Consider the following 17,691-nt stretch of genomic DNA (forward strand, 5'->3'; position numbering starts at 1 on the left):
AAGGTCGACATACGAAAACAGCGACCCCGTCCGATCATCCCCGCCGCGCATCCAAATTCCCTCGAAATCACTTGCAAGATGGAATCATGTGTCCAGCCCAAAAGCCAGTGGGTTTTTCAGCAGCCTGCTAGTGGTCGTGGGTACTGAGAGCTGACGCGGCCGGTAGCGCGATCGCGGTCGCGGAATATTCGCACCCTAGCAGCACGGGCCAATCGATCATCCCCCAACTGCAACAGGTTTGGCGGATTTCAATCCTCCGATGTGATTCGGTCGATCGCATCCTTGCATGCAGCCTTGATCAGGAGGACAACCGCCTCTTGGGATCGTCCCACCCCCAGCATTCGAACTATTGCGAAGCTCGTAAAAGCAAAGATTAGATGCGACAGCATCGCGTTGGCTGATTGAAAACGCCTTGCCCTTTGTTATTCGCCCAACCAGCACTTCGATGGTTTGCCGCCGGCGCTCGTTTCGCTCGATCAATGCCTGCGCGAATTCGGCGTCGAGCACCATTGCATCATGCAACCGACCGACGGCCGTTCCAGAAATTGCAGAAGATTTCGATCAAATGATCGAGTCCCGCTTGGGCATTCGGCATCGCCATCGCCTGGGCGATCCGCGTAAGGCCACCCTGAAGCGCAATCTCATCGAAAACGGTTTCAAGCAGTCCTCGCCGTGATCCGAACTGATTGTAGACGGCTGACGGGGCTTCTGACCATTCCGCCCATGCTACTCCAACCTGAAGCCCGTGGTCGTCTCAACGGGGTATATGGGGATTCATGTTTCTCGGCGGATCTCTTGCGGAATGGTACTAATGCCGCCCGCGCGGCGGCCTCGTTCCGGGCTTCTTGCGGACCTGGCCCCTGTCGCGGCGGCCCGCTTTGTGGAAGGAGCGCACCGCCGTCGGCATTTCGCGCCCTTCGCTGACCATTTCGAAACGCAGCGCGCCGGCGAGCGGAATCGCTTCGGCAAGCTTCACCGTGACGCTGTCGCCAAGGCGATAGCCAAGCCCTGTCCGTTCACCGGAGAGCGCCTGATGCGCCTCATCATAGATGAAATAATCGGTTCCAAGCGTCGATATGGGGACGAAACCGTCGGCGCCATAGTCCGGCAGAACGACAAAAAGCCCCGATTTCGTCACACCCGAGACGCGGCCGGCAAACTCCTCGCCGACGCGGCCGCTGAGATGGTGGGCGATCAGCCGGTCGACCGTCTCACGCTCGGCCGCCATGGCGCGGCGCTCGAAGGTCGAGATTTCGGCGGCGATATCGTCGAGAGCCGCCTCTTCCTCGGGCGTGATGCCCCCTTCACCGAAGCCCAGCGAGCCGACGAGGGCGCGATGCACGATGAGATCGGCGTAACGGCGGATCGGTGAGGTGAAATGCGCGTATTTCATCAGGTTGAGGCCGAAGTGGCCGATATTCTCCGGGCCGTAGATCGCCTGGCTCTGCGAACGCAGCACCATCTCGCTGACCATGGTCTGGTGCGGCGTGCCGTCCGCTTTCGCCAGGATGCCGTTGAAGTTGTTGGCGCGCATGTTGCCGCCCTTGGCAAGCGGGATGCCGAGCGTCGCCAGGAACTCGCGCAGGATTTCCTGCTTGGCAAGCGTCGGGCCGTCATGGATGCGGTAGATCAGCGGCTGACGTGCCTTTTCCAGCGTCTCGGCGGCGCAGACGTTCGCCTGGATCATCATCTCTTCGATCAGCTTGTGCGCCTCAAGGCGCGGCGGCACGACGACCCGGTCGACGGTGCCGTCGGGCTTCAGCTGGATCTTGCGCTCCGGCATGTCGAGTTCCAGCGGCTGGCGCCGGTCGCGTCCGCGCTTCATAACCTCATAGGCGTGCCAGAGGGGCTTCAGGATCGGCTCGAGCATCGGTCCGGTCTGATCGTCCGGCTTGCCGTCGATCGCCGCCTGCGCCTGCTGGTAGGACAGCTTGGCCGCGCTCTTCATCATGATGCGATAGAAGGTGTGGCCGATCTTGCGGCCTTCTCCGGAAAAGCTCATGCGCACGGCAAGCGCCGGGCGGTCGACACCTTCCTTCAGCGAACACAGATCGTTGGAGATGCGCTCCGGCAGCATCGGCACCACCCGATCCGGGAAATAGACAGAGTTGCCGCGTTTCAGCGCCTCGCGGTCGAGCGCCGACTTGGAGCGGACATACCAGGAGACATCGGCAATCGCCACGGTGACGACGACGCCGCCGGGATTGTCGGGCGAGGGGTCGAGTTCGGCATAGACGGCGTCGTCATGGTCCTTGGCGTCGGCCGGGTCGATGGTGATCAGCGGCACGTCGCGCCAATCCTCGCGATGCGACATCGTGGCGGGTTTTGCTGCGTCCGCCTCGTCAACGACGGCTGGCGGGAACACATGCGGGATGCCATGCGCATGAATGGCGATCATCGAGATCGCCTTTTCCGAGCCGACGGAGCCGACGACGGAAAGCACCTTGGCGCGCGGCAGGCCGAGACGGCCGAGGCGGGCGATTTCGACTTCGACCAGGTCGCCGTCCGTGGCGCCGCCGGTGAAGTCTGGATCGATGACCATCTCCTCGCCACGCCGCTCGATCGGCAGCAGCCGGCCGCCGCCGCCAGGCGCCGTGCGGAAAACGCCCATCGAGGCGCCGCGGCGCTTGTCGATCACTTTGATGATCCGCGCCGTATAGGCCGGCCCGCCGCGATCGACGGCCGGGAAGATCTTCGCCAGGATGCGGTCGCCGAGACCGGCGACGGGCGCCTTGCCCTTGCCCTGGCGGCCAGCAGGCGATTGTTGGCGGATGGCGACGGCAGGTGCGACACCCTGGTCTTCCGGCCATTCCGCCGGCCGGCCGATCAGATCGCCATCCTTGTCGCGCGTGGTGATATCGAGGACAGTGACCGGCGGCAGCGCGCCGGGACGGATCAGCGACTTGCGGTTCTTCTGCAGCATGCCTTCCTGCTCAAGCTCCTGCAGAAGGTGCTTGAGCTCGACGCGGTTGTCGCCCTTCAGGCCGAAGGCCCTGGCGAGTTCCCGTTTGGAGGCCTTCTGCGGATGATCGGCGATGAAGCGCAGGATCACCTCGCGCGAGGGCAGCGCGCCGTGGACGATGTTCAGCGGCTCGACCGCGGAAGCATCCTTGCCGGCACGACCGATCTTGCCAGGGCGCGTTCCCGCAGGGTTCGTTCTGTCGCGCGGTATTCTGCTCACGTCAGCTCTTTTTCGATTTCGCGGGCGCCTTCGCCTTTGTTGTCTTCGGCTTGGCCGCCGTCTTGGTGGTCTTGGCTTCGGCGGCCGCCGCCTTCGGCTTGGCTTTCGCCTTGATGGTTTTGCCAGCAGGCGCCTTGCCGGCCTTCTCGGCGATCAGCACGAGCGCCTCCTCGACGGTGATCGCCTGCGGATCCTTGCCCTTCGGCAGGGTGGCATTGACCTTGCCCCAGTTGACGTAAGGGCCGTACTTGCCGTCGCGAACGGTGATCGCGCCGCCGTCGGGATGGTCGCCGAGTGTCTTCAACGCCGCCGGCGTACCGCGCGAACCCCGGCCTGGCGGCTGGTTCGCCTTTTCGGCAATGACAGTCACGGCGCGGTTGAGGCCGACTGAGAACACGTCCTCGATGGTTTCCAGGTTGGCATAGGAGCCGTCATGCAGCAGGAACGGCCCATAGCGGCCGATGCCCGACGAGATCATCTTGCCGGATTCCGGATGTTTGCCGATATCGCGCGGCAGCGAAATCAGAGCCATCGCCTTTTCATAGTCGATGTCTTCGGGCTTCCAACCCTTCGGCAGCGAAGCGCGCTTTGCTTCCTTGCCGTCGCCGCGCTGAATATAGGGGCCGAAGCGGCCGGAACGCAGCGTCAGCTCCTCGCCGGTCGTCGGATCGGTGCCGAGGTTCTTCGGCTCGTTCAATCCGGCACCATCCGCTTCCCCGCCGTTTTCAGAAGAGAGCTGGCGGGTGTAGTTGCATTCCGGATAGTTCGAGCAGCCGACGAAGGCGCCATATTTGCCGAGCTTCAGCGACAGGTTGCCGGTGCCGCAGACCTGACAGATCCTGGGATCGCTGCCGTCCTCCCTTTTCGGGAAGACCAGGGGTGCCAGCGACTCGTTCAGCGAATCCAGCACATTGGTGACGCGCAATTCCTTGGTGTCTTCGATCTGCGCGAAGAAATCCTTCCAGAAATCGCGCAGCACCTGCTTCCAGTTCAGCTCGCCGGCGGAAATCCGGTCGAGCTTTTCCTCGAGATCGGCGGTGAAGTCGTATTCGACATATTTGGTAAAGAAGCTTTCGAGGAAAGCCGTCACCAGCCGGCCCTTGGCCTGCGGGATCAGCTTGCGCTTGTCGATCGTCACATAGTCGCGATCGCGCAATGTCGCCAGCGTCGCCGCATAGGTGGACGGGCGGCCGATGCCGAGCTCTTCCATCTTCTTGATCAGCGAAGCTTCCGAGTAGCGCGGCGGCGGCTCGGTGAAATGCTGGGTCGAATTGATCTTCTGCTTGGCGAGCGTCTCGCGCGCATTGATCTCCGGCAGGCGGCCATCCTCATCGCCGTCGTCGCTCTGTTCGCCGTCTTCCTTCTGGTCGGTATAGGCGGCGATGAAACCATCGAAGCGGATGACCGAACCGACGGCGCGCAGGCCGGCCTTCTCGCCCTTGTTGTCGGCGGTGATTTCAGCCGTCGTGCGTTCGATCTCGGCCGAGGCCATCTGGCTGGCGATGCCGCGCTTCCAGATCAGGTCGTAGAGCCGGATCTGGTCGGCATCGAGGAATTGGCGCACGCGGTCGGGTGACCGGTAGAAATCGGTCGGACGGATCGCCTCATGCGCTTCCTGGGCGTTCTTGGCCTTGGTGGAATAGAAGCGCGGCTTCTCAGGCATGTAGCGCTCGCCGAACTGGTCGACGATGGCGCTGCGCGCCGCATCGATCGCTTCCGGTGCCATCTGCACGCCGTCGGTTCGCATATATGTGATCAGACCGACCGTCTCGCCGCCGATATCGACGCCCTCATAAAGCTTCTGAGCGATCTGCATGGTGCGCGAGGCGGAGAAGCCGAGATTGGAGGAAGCGGCCTGCTGCAGCGTCGAGGTCGTAAACGGCGGTCCCGGGTTGCGCTTGACCGGCTTGGCCTCGACCGTGTCGACGACATAGCTCGCACCGTCGAGCAACGCCTTCAGCCGGCCTGCATCCTCGCCGTTGCCGATCGCGCGCGGCTGCAGCCGTTTGCCGTTCGCCGAAACCAGCCTTGCCTCGAACTCGTCGCCGCGCGGTGTCTTCAGAAGCGCCGAGATGTTCCAGTATTCTTCCGAAATGAAGCGCTCGATCTCGGATTCGCGGTCGCAGACCAAGCGAAGTGACACAGACTGGACACGGCCGGCCGAACGTGCGCCGGGCAGCTTGCGCCACAGGACCGGCGAAAGATTGAAGCCGACGAGATAGTCGAGTGCGCGGCGCGCGAGATAGGCGTCGACCAGCGGCACGTCGATGTCGCGCGGATCGGCCATCGCGTCGAGCACCGCCTTCTTGGTGATGGCGTTGAAGACGACGCGCTTGACCGGCTTGCCGTTCAGCACGCGCTTCTTGTTCAGCATGTCGAGAACGTGCCAGGAAATCGCTTCGCCTTCGCGATCCGGGTCGGTCGCGAGAAAAAGGCCGTCGGAGGATTTCACCGCGTCGGCAATGTCCTTCATCCGCTTGGCCGAGGCGCTATCGACCTCCCAAAGCATTTCGAAATCCTGATCGGGGAGGACCGAGCCATCCTTGGCAGGCAGATCGCGCACATGGCCGAAGGAGGCGAGCACTTTGTATCCCGGACCCAGATACTTGTTGATCGTCTTGGCCTTGGCAGGCGATTCCACCACTACAACATTCATGATGATTCTCTAAAAAGGAAACGACGCCAGCATTGAAGCCAGCGCAACACACACCGCAACATGGATGCCCGGCCCTCCGACATGGACAGGGAAATCGCCGCGGTCAAGGGGTTTGGTACAATTTTACGTCTTGCGTCTGTTGCAGCCGAAAGAGGATCGTCGGAAAAATACACCTTGAGATAGGTTGCCGATCATTTTCGGCATGGTTCGCCATTCTCAGCGCCGCGCCGAGATATCGCGCGAAATTCAATCGGCAAGCGAGACGAGACCGCCCTGATGCCGATGCAGCCTGCTTGAGATGTCGAGCTCCAGAAGGATGAGATAGACCGCGGATGCTGACAGACCGGTATGGCGGATGACGTCGTCGATCTCGACCGGGGTTGGTCCGAGCGCATCGATGATGCGAGCCCGGTCTGAATCGCCGGGCGGCATCGTCATCGCCTTGCCGTCACGTGCCGGTTGCTCGGCCATCGATGACGGGAACAGCTCGAATTGCGTAAGCGGCGCCAAAGCCTCGACGACATCGGCAGGTGTGGTGACGATCGAAGCGCCGTCCTTCAGCAGGCCGTTGCTGCCGTGGCAGCGCGGATCGAGCGGTGAGCCGGGCACGGCAAACACCAGGCGGCCGAACTCGCCGGCAAGCCGTGCGGTGATCAGCGAGCCTGAGCGCGTTGCCGCTTCGACGACCACAAGGCCGAGCGCGATGCCGGCGATCAGCCGGTTTCGGCGCGGGAAATCGCGGGCGCGCGGTTCCCAGCCGAAGGGCATCTCGCTCACCGCCAGGCCGTTGCCACCGGTTATTTCCTCGAGCAGGCCGATATTCTCCGGTGGGTAAGGCTGGTCGAGACCGCCGGCAAGCGCTGCGATCGTGCCCGTGTCGAGGCTTGCCCGATGCGCTGCCGTGTCGATGCCGCGGGCCAGGCCGGAGACCACGGTATAACCGGCCCGGCCGCAGTCGCGCGCCACCATCGCCGCGAATTTCGCGCCGGCGATCGAGGCGTTGCGCGAGCCGACAATGCCGACGGCCGGTCGTTTGGCGGCGGTAAGAGCGCCCTTGACGGCAAGCAGCGGTGGCGCGCCGTCGATCTGCTTCAGGGCCTGCGGATAGTCCGGCTCGCCGATGCCGACGAAGCGGGCGCCGAAACGGCGAGCCGCCTCCAGTTCCCGATGTGCCTCAGCCTCGCTGGCGATGCGGATTGCCCGCGTCGCGCCGCCGCGCGCCGAAAGCTCCGGCAGTGCTGCGAGCGCTGCCTCGGCCGATCCGAAATGATTGATCAGGTCGCGAAAGGTGGCCGGGCCGATATTGTCGGAACGGATGAGGCGCAGCCAGGCGATGCGTTGCCGTTCGCTCAGCGCCACGCCTTTTGATCCCGCGCCCGGCGCATCCATTATCCCTTTGCTCCGATCTTGCTTTCCGTGCCGTGCATCAGGCGGGAAATATTGGCCCTGTGCTTCCAGTAGGAGATCAGCGTCATGATCGCCATGACAGCAGCAACCTTTTCGTTACCCAGTATCCATAGCGCAACCGGAATGACAAGCATGGCAACCAGCGCCGATAGCGACGAGTAGCGGCTGGTGAAGGCGACCGCCAGCCAGACGGCGGCGAAGAGCACGACCATGATCGGCGCGACGCCGAGCAGGGTGCCGATATAGGTGGCGACACCCTTGCCGCCCTTGAAGGCGATCCAGACCGGGAAGAGATGGCCGATGAAGGCGAAAAAGCCGGCGATGATCGCCGCCTCCTCGCCGAGGAAATAACCGACAACCCAGGCCGCTGCCGCCGCCTTCAGCGCATCGAGCAGCAGTGTCGCAGCCGCGAGCTTGCGGTTTCCTGTTCTCAGCACGTTGGTCGCGCCGATATTGCCGGAGCCAATGCTGCGCACGTCGCCGAGGCCGGCGGCACGCGTGAGGATCAGGCCGAAGGGAATCGAGCCGAAGAGGTAGCCGATGATGGCGGCGGCAAGCGCGATCGGCAGCGTAATCTGCCATGACATGAGATTGGATAACATACGCCGCCTCAGCCCCTCCGTGGCCTATCCCCAGTATGCCGTTTCTTAAGTCCAGCCGGTTCTTAAAGTGCGTGGACAAGCTTTCCCGAGACATAAGTCGCGACGGCCCGCCCGCTGAAGCGCGCATCTTCGAACGGCGTATTCTTCGAGCGGGAGAGAAGCATGTCTTTGGCGACAAGCCAAGGCTCATCGAGATCGATCAGCGCGATATCGGCCGCAGCACCCGGTTTCAGCGTGCCGGCGGCGAGGCCGAAGATTTGTGCGGGGCGGGTGGACATGGCGTCGATCAGGCGCATCAGGCTCACCTGACCGCCATGGTGGAGCCTGAGAGCCGCCGCCAGCATGGTTTCAAGGCCGATCGCGCCGTCCGCCGCCTCGCCGAAGGGCAGGCGCTTCGTATCGACGTCCTGCGGGTCGTGCGAGGAGACGATGATGTCGATCGCGCCGTTCGCAAGCGCCTCGACCATGGCGACCCGGTCGTCTTCCGGGCGCAGCGGCGGATAGAGCTTGAAGAAGCTGCGGTATTCGCCGATGTCGTTTTCGTTGAGCGCCAGATTGTTGATCGATATGCCTGAGGTCACCTTGGCGCCGCGGCTGCGGGCGCGTTCGATAGCCTCGACCGAGGCCGGCACCGAGATCATCGCGGCGTGATAGTGGCCGCGCGTCAGTTCTGCGATCCTGAGATCGCGTTCGAGCGGGATCAGTTCGGCTTCCCTTGGAATGCCGGAGAGCCCGAGCCAGCTGGCGAAAAGCCCTTCATGCATGACGCCGTTCGCGCCGAGATATTTGTCGCGGGTTTCGCAGGAGATGACGGCGCCGAATTCACGCGCATAGGTCATGATCCGGCGCAGCACCTGCGTGTCGTGCACGCTCGAATGGGCATCGGTGAAGGCGACGGCGCCCGCCTGCATCAACAGGCCGATCTCCGTCATCTCCGCGCCGGCAAGGCCCTTGGTGATAGCGGCTGCCGGATAGACGTTGACGGCGGCGGTATCGCGGGCCGTCTTCTTGACGAATTCGACGAGCGCAATGTCGTCGATGACAGGATCGGTGTCCGGCATCATGATGATCGAGGTGACGCCGCCGGCTGCTGCCGCCCGACTTGCCGAGGCGATGGTCTCGCGATGTTCGCCGCCGGGTTCGCCGATATGGACGCGCGCATCGACGAGACCGGGGGCCGCGACAAGGCCGGCGCAGTCGCGGATGGTCGCACCTTCCGGCGCGCCCTGGTTCTGTGCCGCGGAACCGGCAGCAATGATCACACCGTTTTCGACGATGATCGTGCCAACGTCGTCAAGATTGCGCGACGGATCGATGATGCGGACGTTTTTGAGGACGATCGGGTTGCTCATGCCATCATTCCATCGCTTCGGGGACCCTGGTTCTGCGAGACGAGCAGCGTCTCCATCACCGCCATGCGCACCGCGACCCCCATTTCCACCTGTTCGGCGATCACGCTCTGCGGCCCGTCCGCCACCTCGGAGGCGATCTCGACGCCGCGGTTCATCGGACCGGGATGCATGACCAGCGCATCCTCCTTCGCCGACTTCAGCGTTTCGGCGTCGAGCCCGTAGAAATGATAGTATTCGCGCACCGAAGGCACAAAGGCGCCGGACATGCGTTCGCGCTGCAGCCGCAGCATCATCACCACGTCGGCGTCCTTCAGCCCTTCCTTCATCGAATGGAAGACCTCGACGCCCATCTCGGCGATGCCGGCGGGCAGCAGGGTCGCGGGCGCGACGACGCGCACGCGGGCGCCCATCGCATTGAGCAGCAGGATATTGGAGCGCGCCACCCGCGAATGCAGCACGTCGCCGCAGATCGCCACGATGATGCGCGAGAGCTTGCCCTTGGCGCGGCGGATCGTCAGCGCGTCGAGCAGCGCCTGGGTCGGATGTTCGTGCTGCCCGTCGCCGGCATTGACGACGGAGCAGGAGACCTTCTGGGCGAGAAGGGCGGCAGCACCGGCGCTCGAATGGCGAATAACAAGCACGTCGGGGCGCATCGCATTCAGCGTCATCGCCGTGTCGATCAGCGTTTCGCCCTTCTTCACCGAGGAGTTGCCGACCGACATGTTCATGACGTCGGCGCCGAGCCGCTTGCCGGCCAGCTCGAAGGAGGCCTGCGTGCGGGTCGATGCTTCGAAGAACAGGTTGATCTGTGTCAGCCCGCGCAACGTCGACGTCTTCTTCTCTCGCTGGCGGCTGATCTTGACGGCCTCGTCGGCCTTGTCGAGCAGATAGGTGATATCCTGCTCGGTGAGGCCCTTGATGCCGATGAGGTGGCGGTGGGGAAAAAAGACCATGACCCTGCCTCTTGCTGTCTCTGGCGGGTCTATAAAGAGTGCTGCCCGCCGGGGCAAGCATGCGCTGTGGGCAAAGGCTTATGTCCCCATGCATTTTCGCCAAAATTCCGATAGAGCAGAATGAACCGAATCATAACTTCCGGTTTCCCTTTGCCGGGCTCTTACACTAGAAGCGAATTATGACCTCCGCCAACCGGACTGAAGAAAAACTCGCAGAACTCAATCAGCCGAGCCTGTGGTCCGGCATCAACGCCTATCGGTCCGATCCGCTGATCGTCGATCTGACGGCAGCCCTGCCGCGCGGCATCCGCGAAGACCTGGAAAACATGGGCCGCTACGTCACCTCGCCGGAGGCGCAGGAGCTGGCGCGCATGGCGAACCAGGGTCCGCCGCAGCTGCGTACCCACGGTCCGCGCGGCGAGCGCCTCGACGTCGTCGAGTTCCATCCTGCCTGGCACGCGTTGATGCGCCGCTCCATGTCGGTCGGCCTGCATTCCTCGGTCTGGGATCCGCAGGCCGATAGCGAAGCCAAGGATGAGGCCCACAAGGTTCGCGCCGCCCGCTTCTATCTGTCGTCGCAGCTGGAATCCGGCCATCTCTGCCCGCTGACGATGACCAGCGCCTCGGTCGCCGCGCTCTCGGCCTCGCCGGCAATACAGAAGGATTGGGCCCCCAAAATCCTCTCGCGCAAATATGATTCGTCGAACAAGCCCGCCATGCAGAAGTCTGCCGTGACCATCGGCATGGGCATGACGGAAAAGCAGGGCGGCACGGATGTGCGCGCCAACCGCAGCGCTGCCGAAAAGGTCAGCGAGGGCATCTACCGGCTGTCCGGCCATAAATGGTTCATGTCGGCTCCGATGAGCGATGCCTTCATCATGCTGGCGCAGACGAAGGAGGGCATGGGCTGCTTCCTCGTGCCGCGCCTGCTGGAGGACGGTTCCGCCAACGGCCTGCAGTTCCAGCGGCTGAAGGACAAGGTCGGCAACCGCTCAAACGCCTCTGCCGAAGTGGAGTTCACCGACACGTTCGGTTTCCTGCTCGGCGGCCCGGATGCCGGCATCCGCACCATTCTCGACATGGTGACACTGACGCGGCTCGACTGCGCGCTGGCCTCATCCGGCATGATGCGCGCCTCACTGGCCGAAGCCGTACACCACACCCGCGGCCGCAGCGTCTTCGGCAAGATGCTCGTCAACCAGCCGATCATGACGCGCGTACTGGCCGACATGGCGCTCGATGTCGCCGCCGCGACGGCACTGTCCTTCCGTCTTGCCGATGCCTTCGACAAGGCGCGCGGCAATGCCGAGCAAGCGGCCTATGCCCGCGTCATGACGCCGGTCGCCAAATACTGGTGCTGCAAGATCGCGCCGGCGCTGATCTACGAGGCGATGGAATGCATCGGTGGCAACGGCTATATCGAAGAACGCCCGATCGCCCGCCACTACCGCGAGGCTCCGGTCAACGCCATCTGGGAAGGCTCCGGCAACGTCATGGCGCTCGACGTGCTGCGCGTGCTCAACCGTGGCAAGGATCTGTTCGAAACGGTGTTCGCCGGCCTTGCCCGCGATCTCGGCCCGGCCGGCAAGAAGACGATCGACGTGCTACGCGCCGCTGTCGCGCTCTGTGAACAGGATGAGGGCGCCGCGCGCTTGCTCGTCGAGCAGCTGGCGCTCGCCGCCGGTGCCGCCGAACTCTATCGGCTCGGGGCAGGGCGCATTGCCGATGCCTTCATCGAGACGCGCCTTGCCGGCGGCTGGCGCTCCACCTACGGCATGCTCGATTCTCGCTTCGACGCCAGCTACATCGTCGATCTGCTCTATCCGCCGGCGGCCTGACCGTAGCGGACGATGATCGCTCTTCGCCGGCATCGAGCAGCGATATCGAAGCGATTCGCGCCGACGGCTGCCCCTCACCATAACCCTCTCCCCGTAAACGGGGCGAGGGCACGTGCCTTGCAAGAGCGAGGTGGGAACGGAGAGGGCGCGGCATGTCCCTTCGCCCCGTTTACGGGGGGCCGCAGGACGGGTCGAGACCCGTGGCTCGACCCCGGTCGGTGCCGGCAGGCGGATGAGGGGCCGGCATCGGCGATCTCCCGGACCGGGTTGGCCGCACTTATCCCGCGCAGACGCACGATCCAAGACCGAACTGTGGACGACAATCACCGTCTTCCGTTCGGCTGGTCGCAACGTATCTCTTCCATGTCGCCTTCCCAGCCTATCCCTGCGAGGTCTGTGTTCGCATTTTTCCGGCGGCGCCTCTCGATCAGGCTTCGTAAAGCCTGTTCGACGGCGGCCTCTTTTGTCGCCAATCCCGTGACGATCATTGCTGCGTCGAGCAAGCCATCATCGATATCGATCGTCGTCCGCATGACCACCTCGAGTGTGCCAATGGGTGAAGGTACACGCCCAGCCCTCAGGGTTCGACTTGCTGAAGAAGCATCGCCACAAACAAAAATCCGGCCGCGTCGCCGCGGCCGGATTGATCATTTACGTCCGAAAATCAGCGTTCAAAAGAAGCCACGGCGCTGCCACCAGCCGGCCTTCTTCGGCTTGCCGTCGTCAGCTTCGCCATTCTCGACGCGGGTGGATTTCACAGTCGGTTCGGAGGAGGTGATATTGGATTCGCGGTTGGCGCGAACCGGCTTTGCCTCTTCCTTGACCTCTTCCTGAACGGGTGTTCCGAGATCGGCGGTGGCTTCAACCAACTCCGGTTCGGCCTCGGCCGCAGGTGCCGTCTCTGCCACCGGTTCCTCGACCGGCACTGCGGCCGGTTTGCGGCGGCCGCGGCTGCGGGCGGGCTTTACATCCTCGGCTATCACAGGTGCGCTTTCGACGGCTGCCATCGCGGCCTGGCCTTCGCCGGCATCGGCAACTGCTTCGATAGTTTCGGCGACGACTTCGCTCGGAGCGCTGTCGTTCGAAACGTCGTCGCCTTCGTCCTCGCCATTGTCCTCACCAGCTTCGCTGGCCGTCAGTTCGGAGCCATCCTCGGCCCGATTGCGGCGACCGCCACGCTTGCCGCGACGGCGCCGCTTGCGGCGCTGCGATTCCTCGCTTTCAGCCAGCGTCTCGGACGTGGATTCGGCGGTTTCAACGCCTTCACCGCCCTCGTCGTCACCGTCCTCATCTTCGTCGCCGGCTTCGCCAGCGGCAGACGTCGGATGCTCGGCATTGCCGTTGCGGCCACGCCGACGCCGGCGGCGCTTGCGCTTGCGATTGCCGTCAGCTTCGCCTTCCGAGCGTGCTGCGACGGGTCGCTCGGCAGCGGCCGGCTTTTCCTCGAGCTCTTCGTCTTCGTCCTCATCCACTTCGATGACGATGTCGTCGTCGTCATCTTCAGGAATGGCTGCGAAGTTGAAGAGCGTTTCGATTTTGACCGGGTTTTCCACCGGATCGCCGCGATCGATCGCGAAATGCTGGGCGCCGACCGAACCGTCCGCATCGATGACGATAGCGACGCCGAAACGGTTTTCGTAATCGATGATCGTCTGGCGCTTGTGGTTGAGCAGGTAGAGCGCAATGTCAGGCGTGGTGCGCACGCTGATATTGTGCGTGGTATTCTTCAGCAGATATTCCTCGATACCGCGCAGGACATGCAGGGCGACGGAGGACTGCGAACGCACATGGCCGCTGCCGCCGCAATGCGAGCAGACCTGCGTGGTCGATTCGAGAACCGACGCGCGGATGCGCTGGCGCGACATTTCGAGCAGGCCGAAATGCGAGATCCGTCCGACCTGAATGCGGGCGCGGTCGTTCTTCAGGCATTCCTTCAGCTTCTTCTCGACAGCGCGGTTGTTGCGCTTCTCTTCCATGTCGATGAAGTCGATGACGATCAGGCCGGCAAGGTCGCGCAGGCGAAGCTGGCGAGCGACTTCGTCGGCAGCCTCGAGGTTCGTCTGCAGCGCGGTATCTTCGATCGAGTGTTCGCGGGTCGAGCGGCCGGAGTTGACGTCGATCGAGACCAGCGCTTCGGTCTGGTTCATGATCAGGTAGCCGCCGGACTTCAGGGTCACCTGCGGCTGCAGCATGCGGTCGAGCTGCGCTTCGATACCGGAACGCGAGAAGATCGGATGGATGTCGCGGTAGGGCTGAACCACCTTGGCATGGCTCGGCATCAGCATCTTCATGAAGTCTTTCGCTTCACGATAGCCTTCTTCGCCGGAGACGATGACTTCACTGATATCCTTGTTGTAAAGGTCGCGGATCGAGCGCTTGATCAGCGAACCTTCCTCGTAGACGAGGCAGGGAGCCGTGGACGCCAGCGTCAGTGTGCGGACGTTCTCCCAGAGGCGCATCAGATATTCGAAGTCGCGCTTGACCTCGACCTTGGTGCGGTTGGCGCCGGCGGTGCGAAGGATGACGCCCATACCCTGCGGCACTTCGAGCATGCGCGCGATTTCCTTCAGGCGCTTGCGGTCGGCAGGGTTGGTGATCTTGCGGGAAATGCCGCCGCCGCGCGCCGTGTTCGGCATCAGCACGGAATAGCGGCCGGCGAGCGAGAGATAGGTAGTAAGGGCTGCACCCTTGTTGCCGCGCTCTTCCTTGGCGACCTGCACGAGCAGGATCTGGCGGCGCTTGATGACTTCCTGGATGCGGTACTGCTTGCGCGGCTTGCGCTGCACCCGTTCCGGCACTTCTTCCATCGCGTCTTCGGCGCCGACGGATTCGATGATTTCCTCTTCGCCATGATCGTCATCGTCGTCGTCATCATCGTGGCGACGCTTGCCGCTATCGACGTCCTCGGAGATCGAGTCGGTTTCCACCATGGCCGCCATCGCGCCGCCGGTCGAACCGTCATCCTCGTTATCGACGCTCGAAGCGCCTTCGGCTTCGACGTCCGTGGGAACGGCGTCCTCGGTGGCGGTTGTCTCAGCAGCCGGTTCGGTCACCTTCTTGCGGCTGCGGCGCGGCCTGGCCTTCTTGGCCGGAGCTTCCTCGGCGGCCTCGGGCGATGCCGCGGCCTCCACCGCTGCCGGCTCGTCGGTTACGGCAGCCGTTTCCGGCGCCTCCGGCACGATGCCGACATCCGGCTGGTCCTGGGTCGAAAGATCGACCATCGGCGCGGTTTCGACATGCTCGACATCTTCGTCGCGGCGATGCTCCTCGGCTTCGGCCCGAAGCAGCGCCTGACGGTCGGCGAGCGGTATCTGATAATAGTCGGGATGGATTTCGGCGAAGGCCAGGAAGCCGTGCCGGTTGCCGCCGTAATCGACGAAGGCTGCTTGCAGCGAGGGCTCGACCCTCGTTACCTTTGCAAGATAGATGTTGCCGCGGATCTGCTTCTTGTGCTGAGACTCGAAGTCAAATTCTTCTATGCGGTTCCCGCGAACGACAACGACGCGCGTCTCTTCCTCGTGAGACGCATCGATAAGCATTTTGTCTGCCATGTAAGCTGTGCTCCTCGGCGTGGCCGCGAGAGCGCATTCCCGACTGCTGTTGAAACAGAAAGAATGCGGTCCGCAGTGGCCGCGCCGGATAATGAAAGTCGCGCCTGATGCGAGGGGGAGGGCAGCAGCCAGACCGCAGCCGGAACCATTTCGGTCCGGGGCCTGTACACTTCAGATAAAACCTGCTGCGAAACCATCAACAACCAAGCGTGATCGACAAATACGAAGACCCATTCGGGTCCGATGAGTTTGCTCCCTGAGAGCGTGGTGGCTGATCCACCAATGAATTCCGACAATGAGCCGGAAAATCAGGATCCAGTTCTAAGGATGAAGCGCATGAGACGGCGGACGATGACCGGTGTGGCGCCAGGTCCTGATCTGGCTGGCAGCCTCTGCGGCGACTCTATCCCGTCAACACTTTACCCTAAAATTCGTTGTAGGTTTTCCGTGTCACAATAGCAAGGGAAAAGCCAAATGTGCCATAATATTGATGGATTTCGTAACGCATAGAAGTTGGGGATAAAGTGATCGCGATTCGGCGGGCCGCAACGGGTGTTTCGTCTAGCGACGTTCGACGCGGCCGCGTCGGCTCCATCGCAGTACAGATAGGGTGTGGCGGTTCATTGTTTAAGAGGGCTCGGATCGCGGCGAAATCCCCAGTGCGGCGATCGATATTCGCAAGGTTGGTTCTGACGGCGCTTCTGGCGGTTGGTTTCCTGCCGGCCGTTGTTGGTTCCGTCGAGGCCAGGGATCCGCTGCTTGCCTATGGCGCGCGTATCGTCGGCGACGACGCAAGAACCCGCATCGTCATCGATTTCGATCGCGAACCGCGCTTCTCCGTCCACTATATCGCCAATCCGGAGCGCATCGTCATCGACCTGCCGGCGACCGCCTTCGGTTTTCCGGCCAAGGATCTCGCTGCCCGCGGCCTGTTCAAGGATATCCGTTACGGCAAGATGGACGAGGAGAGCGCCCGCATCGTTCTGACGACGGCAGGGCCGGTGAAGCTGGCGCTCGCCAAGGTGCAGGCCGACGAGGCCGGCAAGGGTCATCGTCTCGTGCTCGATGCCGAGATGATCGATAAGCAGGCCTTCGCCGAACTGGTGAAGACGCAATCGTGGAGCGATCGGGCCTGGAGCGATCGGGCCTCGAACGATGGGAGCGAAGCGGCGCAGACGACCAGCGCCATTCCGGCGCCTGAGAAAGCCGCGCCCGGCGATTTCGTCATCGCCGTCGACGCCGGCCATGGCGGCATCGACACCGGCGCGATCGGCGTCGACACCAAGACCGAGGAAAAGCAGGTGACGCTTGCCTTCGCCAAGGCCTTGACCGACCTCCTGAACAAGGAGCCGGGCATCAAGGCTTTCCTGACGCGCGAGGACGACGAGTTCCTGTCGCTGTCGCAGCGTGTACTGATCGCCCGCCAGAACCATGCCGGGCTGTTCATTTCGCTGCATGCCGACACGCTGAAGCAGAAGGATATCCGTGGCGCCACCGTCTACACGATCTCCGACAAGGCATCCGACAAACTCGCCGCCGACCTTGCCGAACGTGAAAACCTCTCCGACCAGATCGCCGGCAAGGAAACGGTCGCCGAGCCGCCCGAGGTCGCCGATATCCTGCTCGATCTGACACGGCGCGAAACCCAGGCCTTCTCGATCTCGCTGGCCGAAAGCGTGCTGAATTCTTTCAAGGATCAGGTCGGCACCATCAACAATCCCCACCGTCATGCCGGTTTCCGCGTGCTACAGGCCCCTGACGTGCCGTCGATCCTTCTCGAACTCGGCTTTCTCTCGAATGCCGAGGACGAGAAACTGCTGCTCGACGACACCTGGCGCGGCAAGATCGTCGGGCTTTTGACCGAGGCGGTGAAGCGATACCGCGCCGGCGTGATGGCGAATGGCGGCTAACGCTTTTTGCCCGAAATTCAGTTGCGGTTGCGGGACGGCCGTATCCATGAAAACAAAGACTTAAACTGCGTTGCATGAATCGAATTCTGAGCAGGATGGCTCAGCTTGGCGGCGGGAACGGGCGTTGCTTGGATGTGACAGTCCTAGTGAAACGCGCCCGCAGCGGCGAATGCGGCGGCGAGAGCCCTATTTTCCTCACAATCGCGCCGTTACTCCGGCTTATGTTTCGCAGCCTGAGGCG

At 63.0% G+C, this 17,691-nt stretch carries 11 protein-coding genes; 3 read left to right on the top strand and 8 right to left on the bottom strand.

Features of this window, described 5'->3' with window-relative positions:
- Window positions 1-412: 412 nt before the first annotated feature.
- Window positions 413-676 carry a hypothetical protein gene (locus HJB89_RS31240; RefSeq protein ID WP_207583816.1) on the top strand — a complete coding sequence of 88 codons (264 nt, stop codon included), beginning with the start codon at window positions 413-415 and terminating at the stop codon, window positions 674-676.
- 132 nt (window positions 677-808) lie between these two features.
- Here HJB89_RS31240 and rnr read toward each other — a convergent pair whose 3' ends face one another.
- From rnr to HJB89_RS31270, 6 genes are all read right to left on the bottom strand, one after another.
- Window positions 809-3,181, bottom strand: a complete 2,373-nt coding sequence (gene rnr / locus HJB89_RS31245; protein WP_221131553.1) for a ribonuclease R — start codon at window positions 3,179-3,181, stop codon at window positions 809-811.
- 1 nt (window position 3,182) lies between these two features.
- On the bottom strand, window positions 3,183-5,837 hold the full coding sequence (topA, locus tag HJB89_RS31250; protein ID WP_207583818.1) for a type I DNA topoisomerase: 2,655 nt from the start codon (window positions 5,835-5,837) through the stop codon (window positions 3,183-3,185).
- Between the two features lie 246 nt (window positions 5,838-6,083).
- Window positions 6,084-7,226, bottom strand: coding sequence for a DNA-processing protein DprA (gene dprA / locus HJB89_RS31255; RefSeq protein ID WP_221139898.1), 1,143 nt, complete (start codon window positions 7,224-7,226; stop codon window positions 6,084-6,086).
- A complete protein-coding gene (gene plsY, locus HJB89_RS31260) occupies window positions 7,226-7,846 on the bottom strand; it encodes a glycerol-3-phosphate 1-O-acyltransferase PlsY (RefSeq protein WP_221150947.1) in 621 nt (206 codons plus the stop codon). The genes dprA and plsY overlap by 1 nt, the downstream gene beginning before the upstream one ends.
- 62 nt (window positions 7,847-7,908) lie before the next feature.
- Entirely contained in the window at window positions 7,909-9,198 is a 1,290-nt protein-coding gene (locus tag HJB89_RS31265; RefSeq protein WP_221116268.1) for a dihydroorotase, read from the bottom strand.
- A complete protein-coding gene (locus tag HJB89_RS31270; protein WP_207583822.1) occupies window positions 9,195-10,151 on the bottom strand; it encodes an aspartate carbamoyltransferase catalytic subunit in 957 nt (318 codons plus the stop codon). Before HJB89_RS31270 ends, HJB89_RS31265 begins: the two co-directional genes overlap by 4 nt.
- A gap of 179 nt (window positions 10,152-10,330) precedes the next feature.
- Here HJB89_RS31270 and HJB89_RS31275 point away from each other — a divergent pair, with 179 nt between their 5' ends.
- Window positions 10,331-11,989: an acyl-CoA dehydrogenase family protein gene (locus tag HJB89_RS31275; RefSeq protein ID WP_207583823.1), complete on the top strand. Its 1,659-nt coding sequence runs from the start codon at window positions 10,331-10,333 to the stop codon at window positions 11,987-11,989.
- 323 nt (window positions 11,990-12,312) lie between these two features.
- On the opposite strand, the gene HJB89_RS31280 is transcribed toward HJB89_RS31275, so the two are convergent.
- Window positions 12,313-12,522 (bottom strand): type II toxin-antitoxin system VapB family antitoxin, encoded by a 210-nt coding sequence (locus HJB89_RS31280; RefSeq protein WP_207583824.1) that lies wholly within the window; start codon window positions 12,520-12,522, stop codon window positions 12,313-12,315.
- A 138-nt stretch (window positions 12,523-12,660) separates the two neighbouring features.
- Window positions 12,661-15,540, bottom strand: a complete 2,880-nt coding sequence (locus HJB89_RS31285) for a ribonuclease E/G (RefSeq protein ID WP_207583825.1) — start codon at window positions 15,538-15,540, stop codon at window positions 12,661-12,663.
- A gap of 623 nt (window positions 15,541-16,163) precedes the next feature.
- Between HJB89_RS31285 and HJB89_RS31290 the strand changes: the two genes are divergently transcribed.
- Window positions 16,164-17,450 (top strand): N-acetylmuramoyl-L-alanine amidase, encoded by a 1,287-nt coding sequence (locus HJB89_RS31290; protein ID WP_221131558.1) that lies wholly within the window; start codon window positions 16,164-16,166, stop codon window positions 17,448-17,450.
- Window positions 17,451-17,691 lie beyond the last annotated feature (241 nt).

The organism is Rhizobium sp. NZLR8 (assembly GCF_019685025.1).
Classification (GTDB): Bacteria; Pseudomonadota; Alphaproteobacteria; order Rhizobiales; family Rhizobiaceae; genus Rhizobium.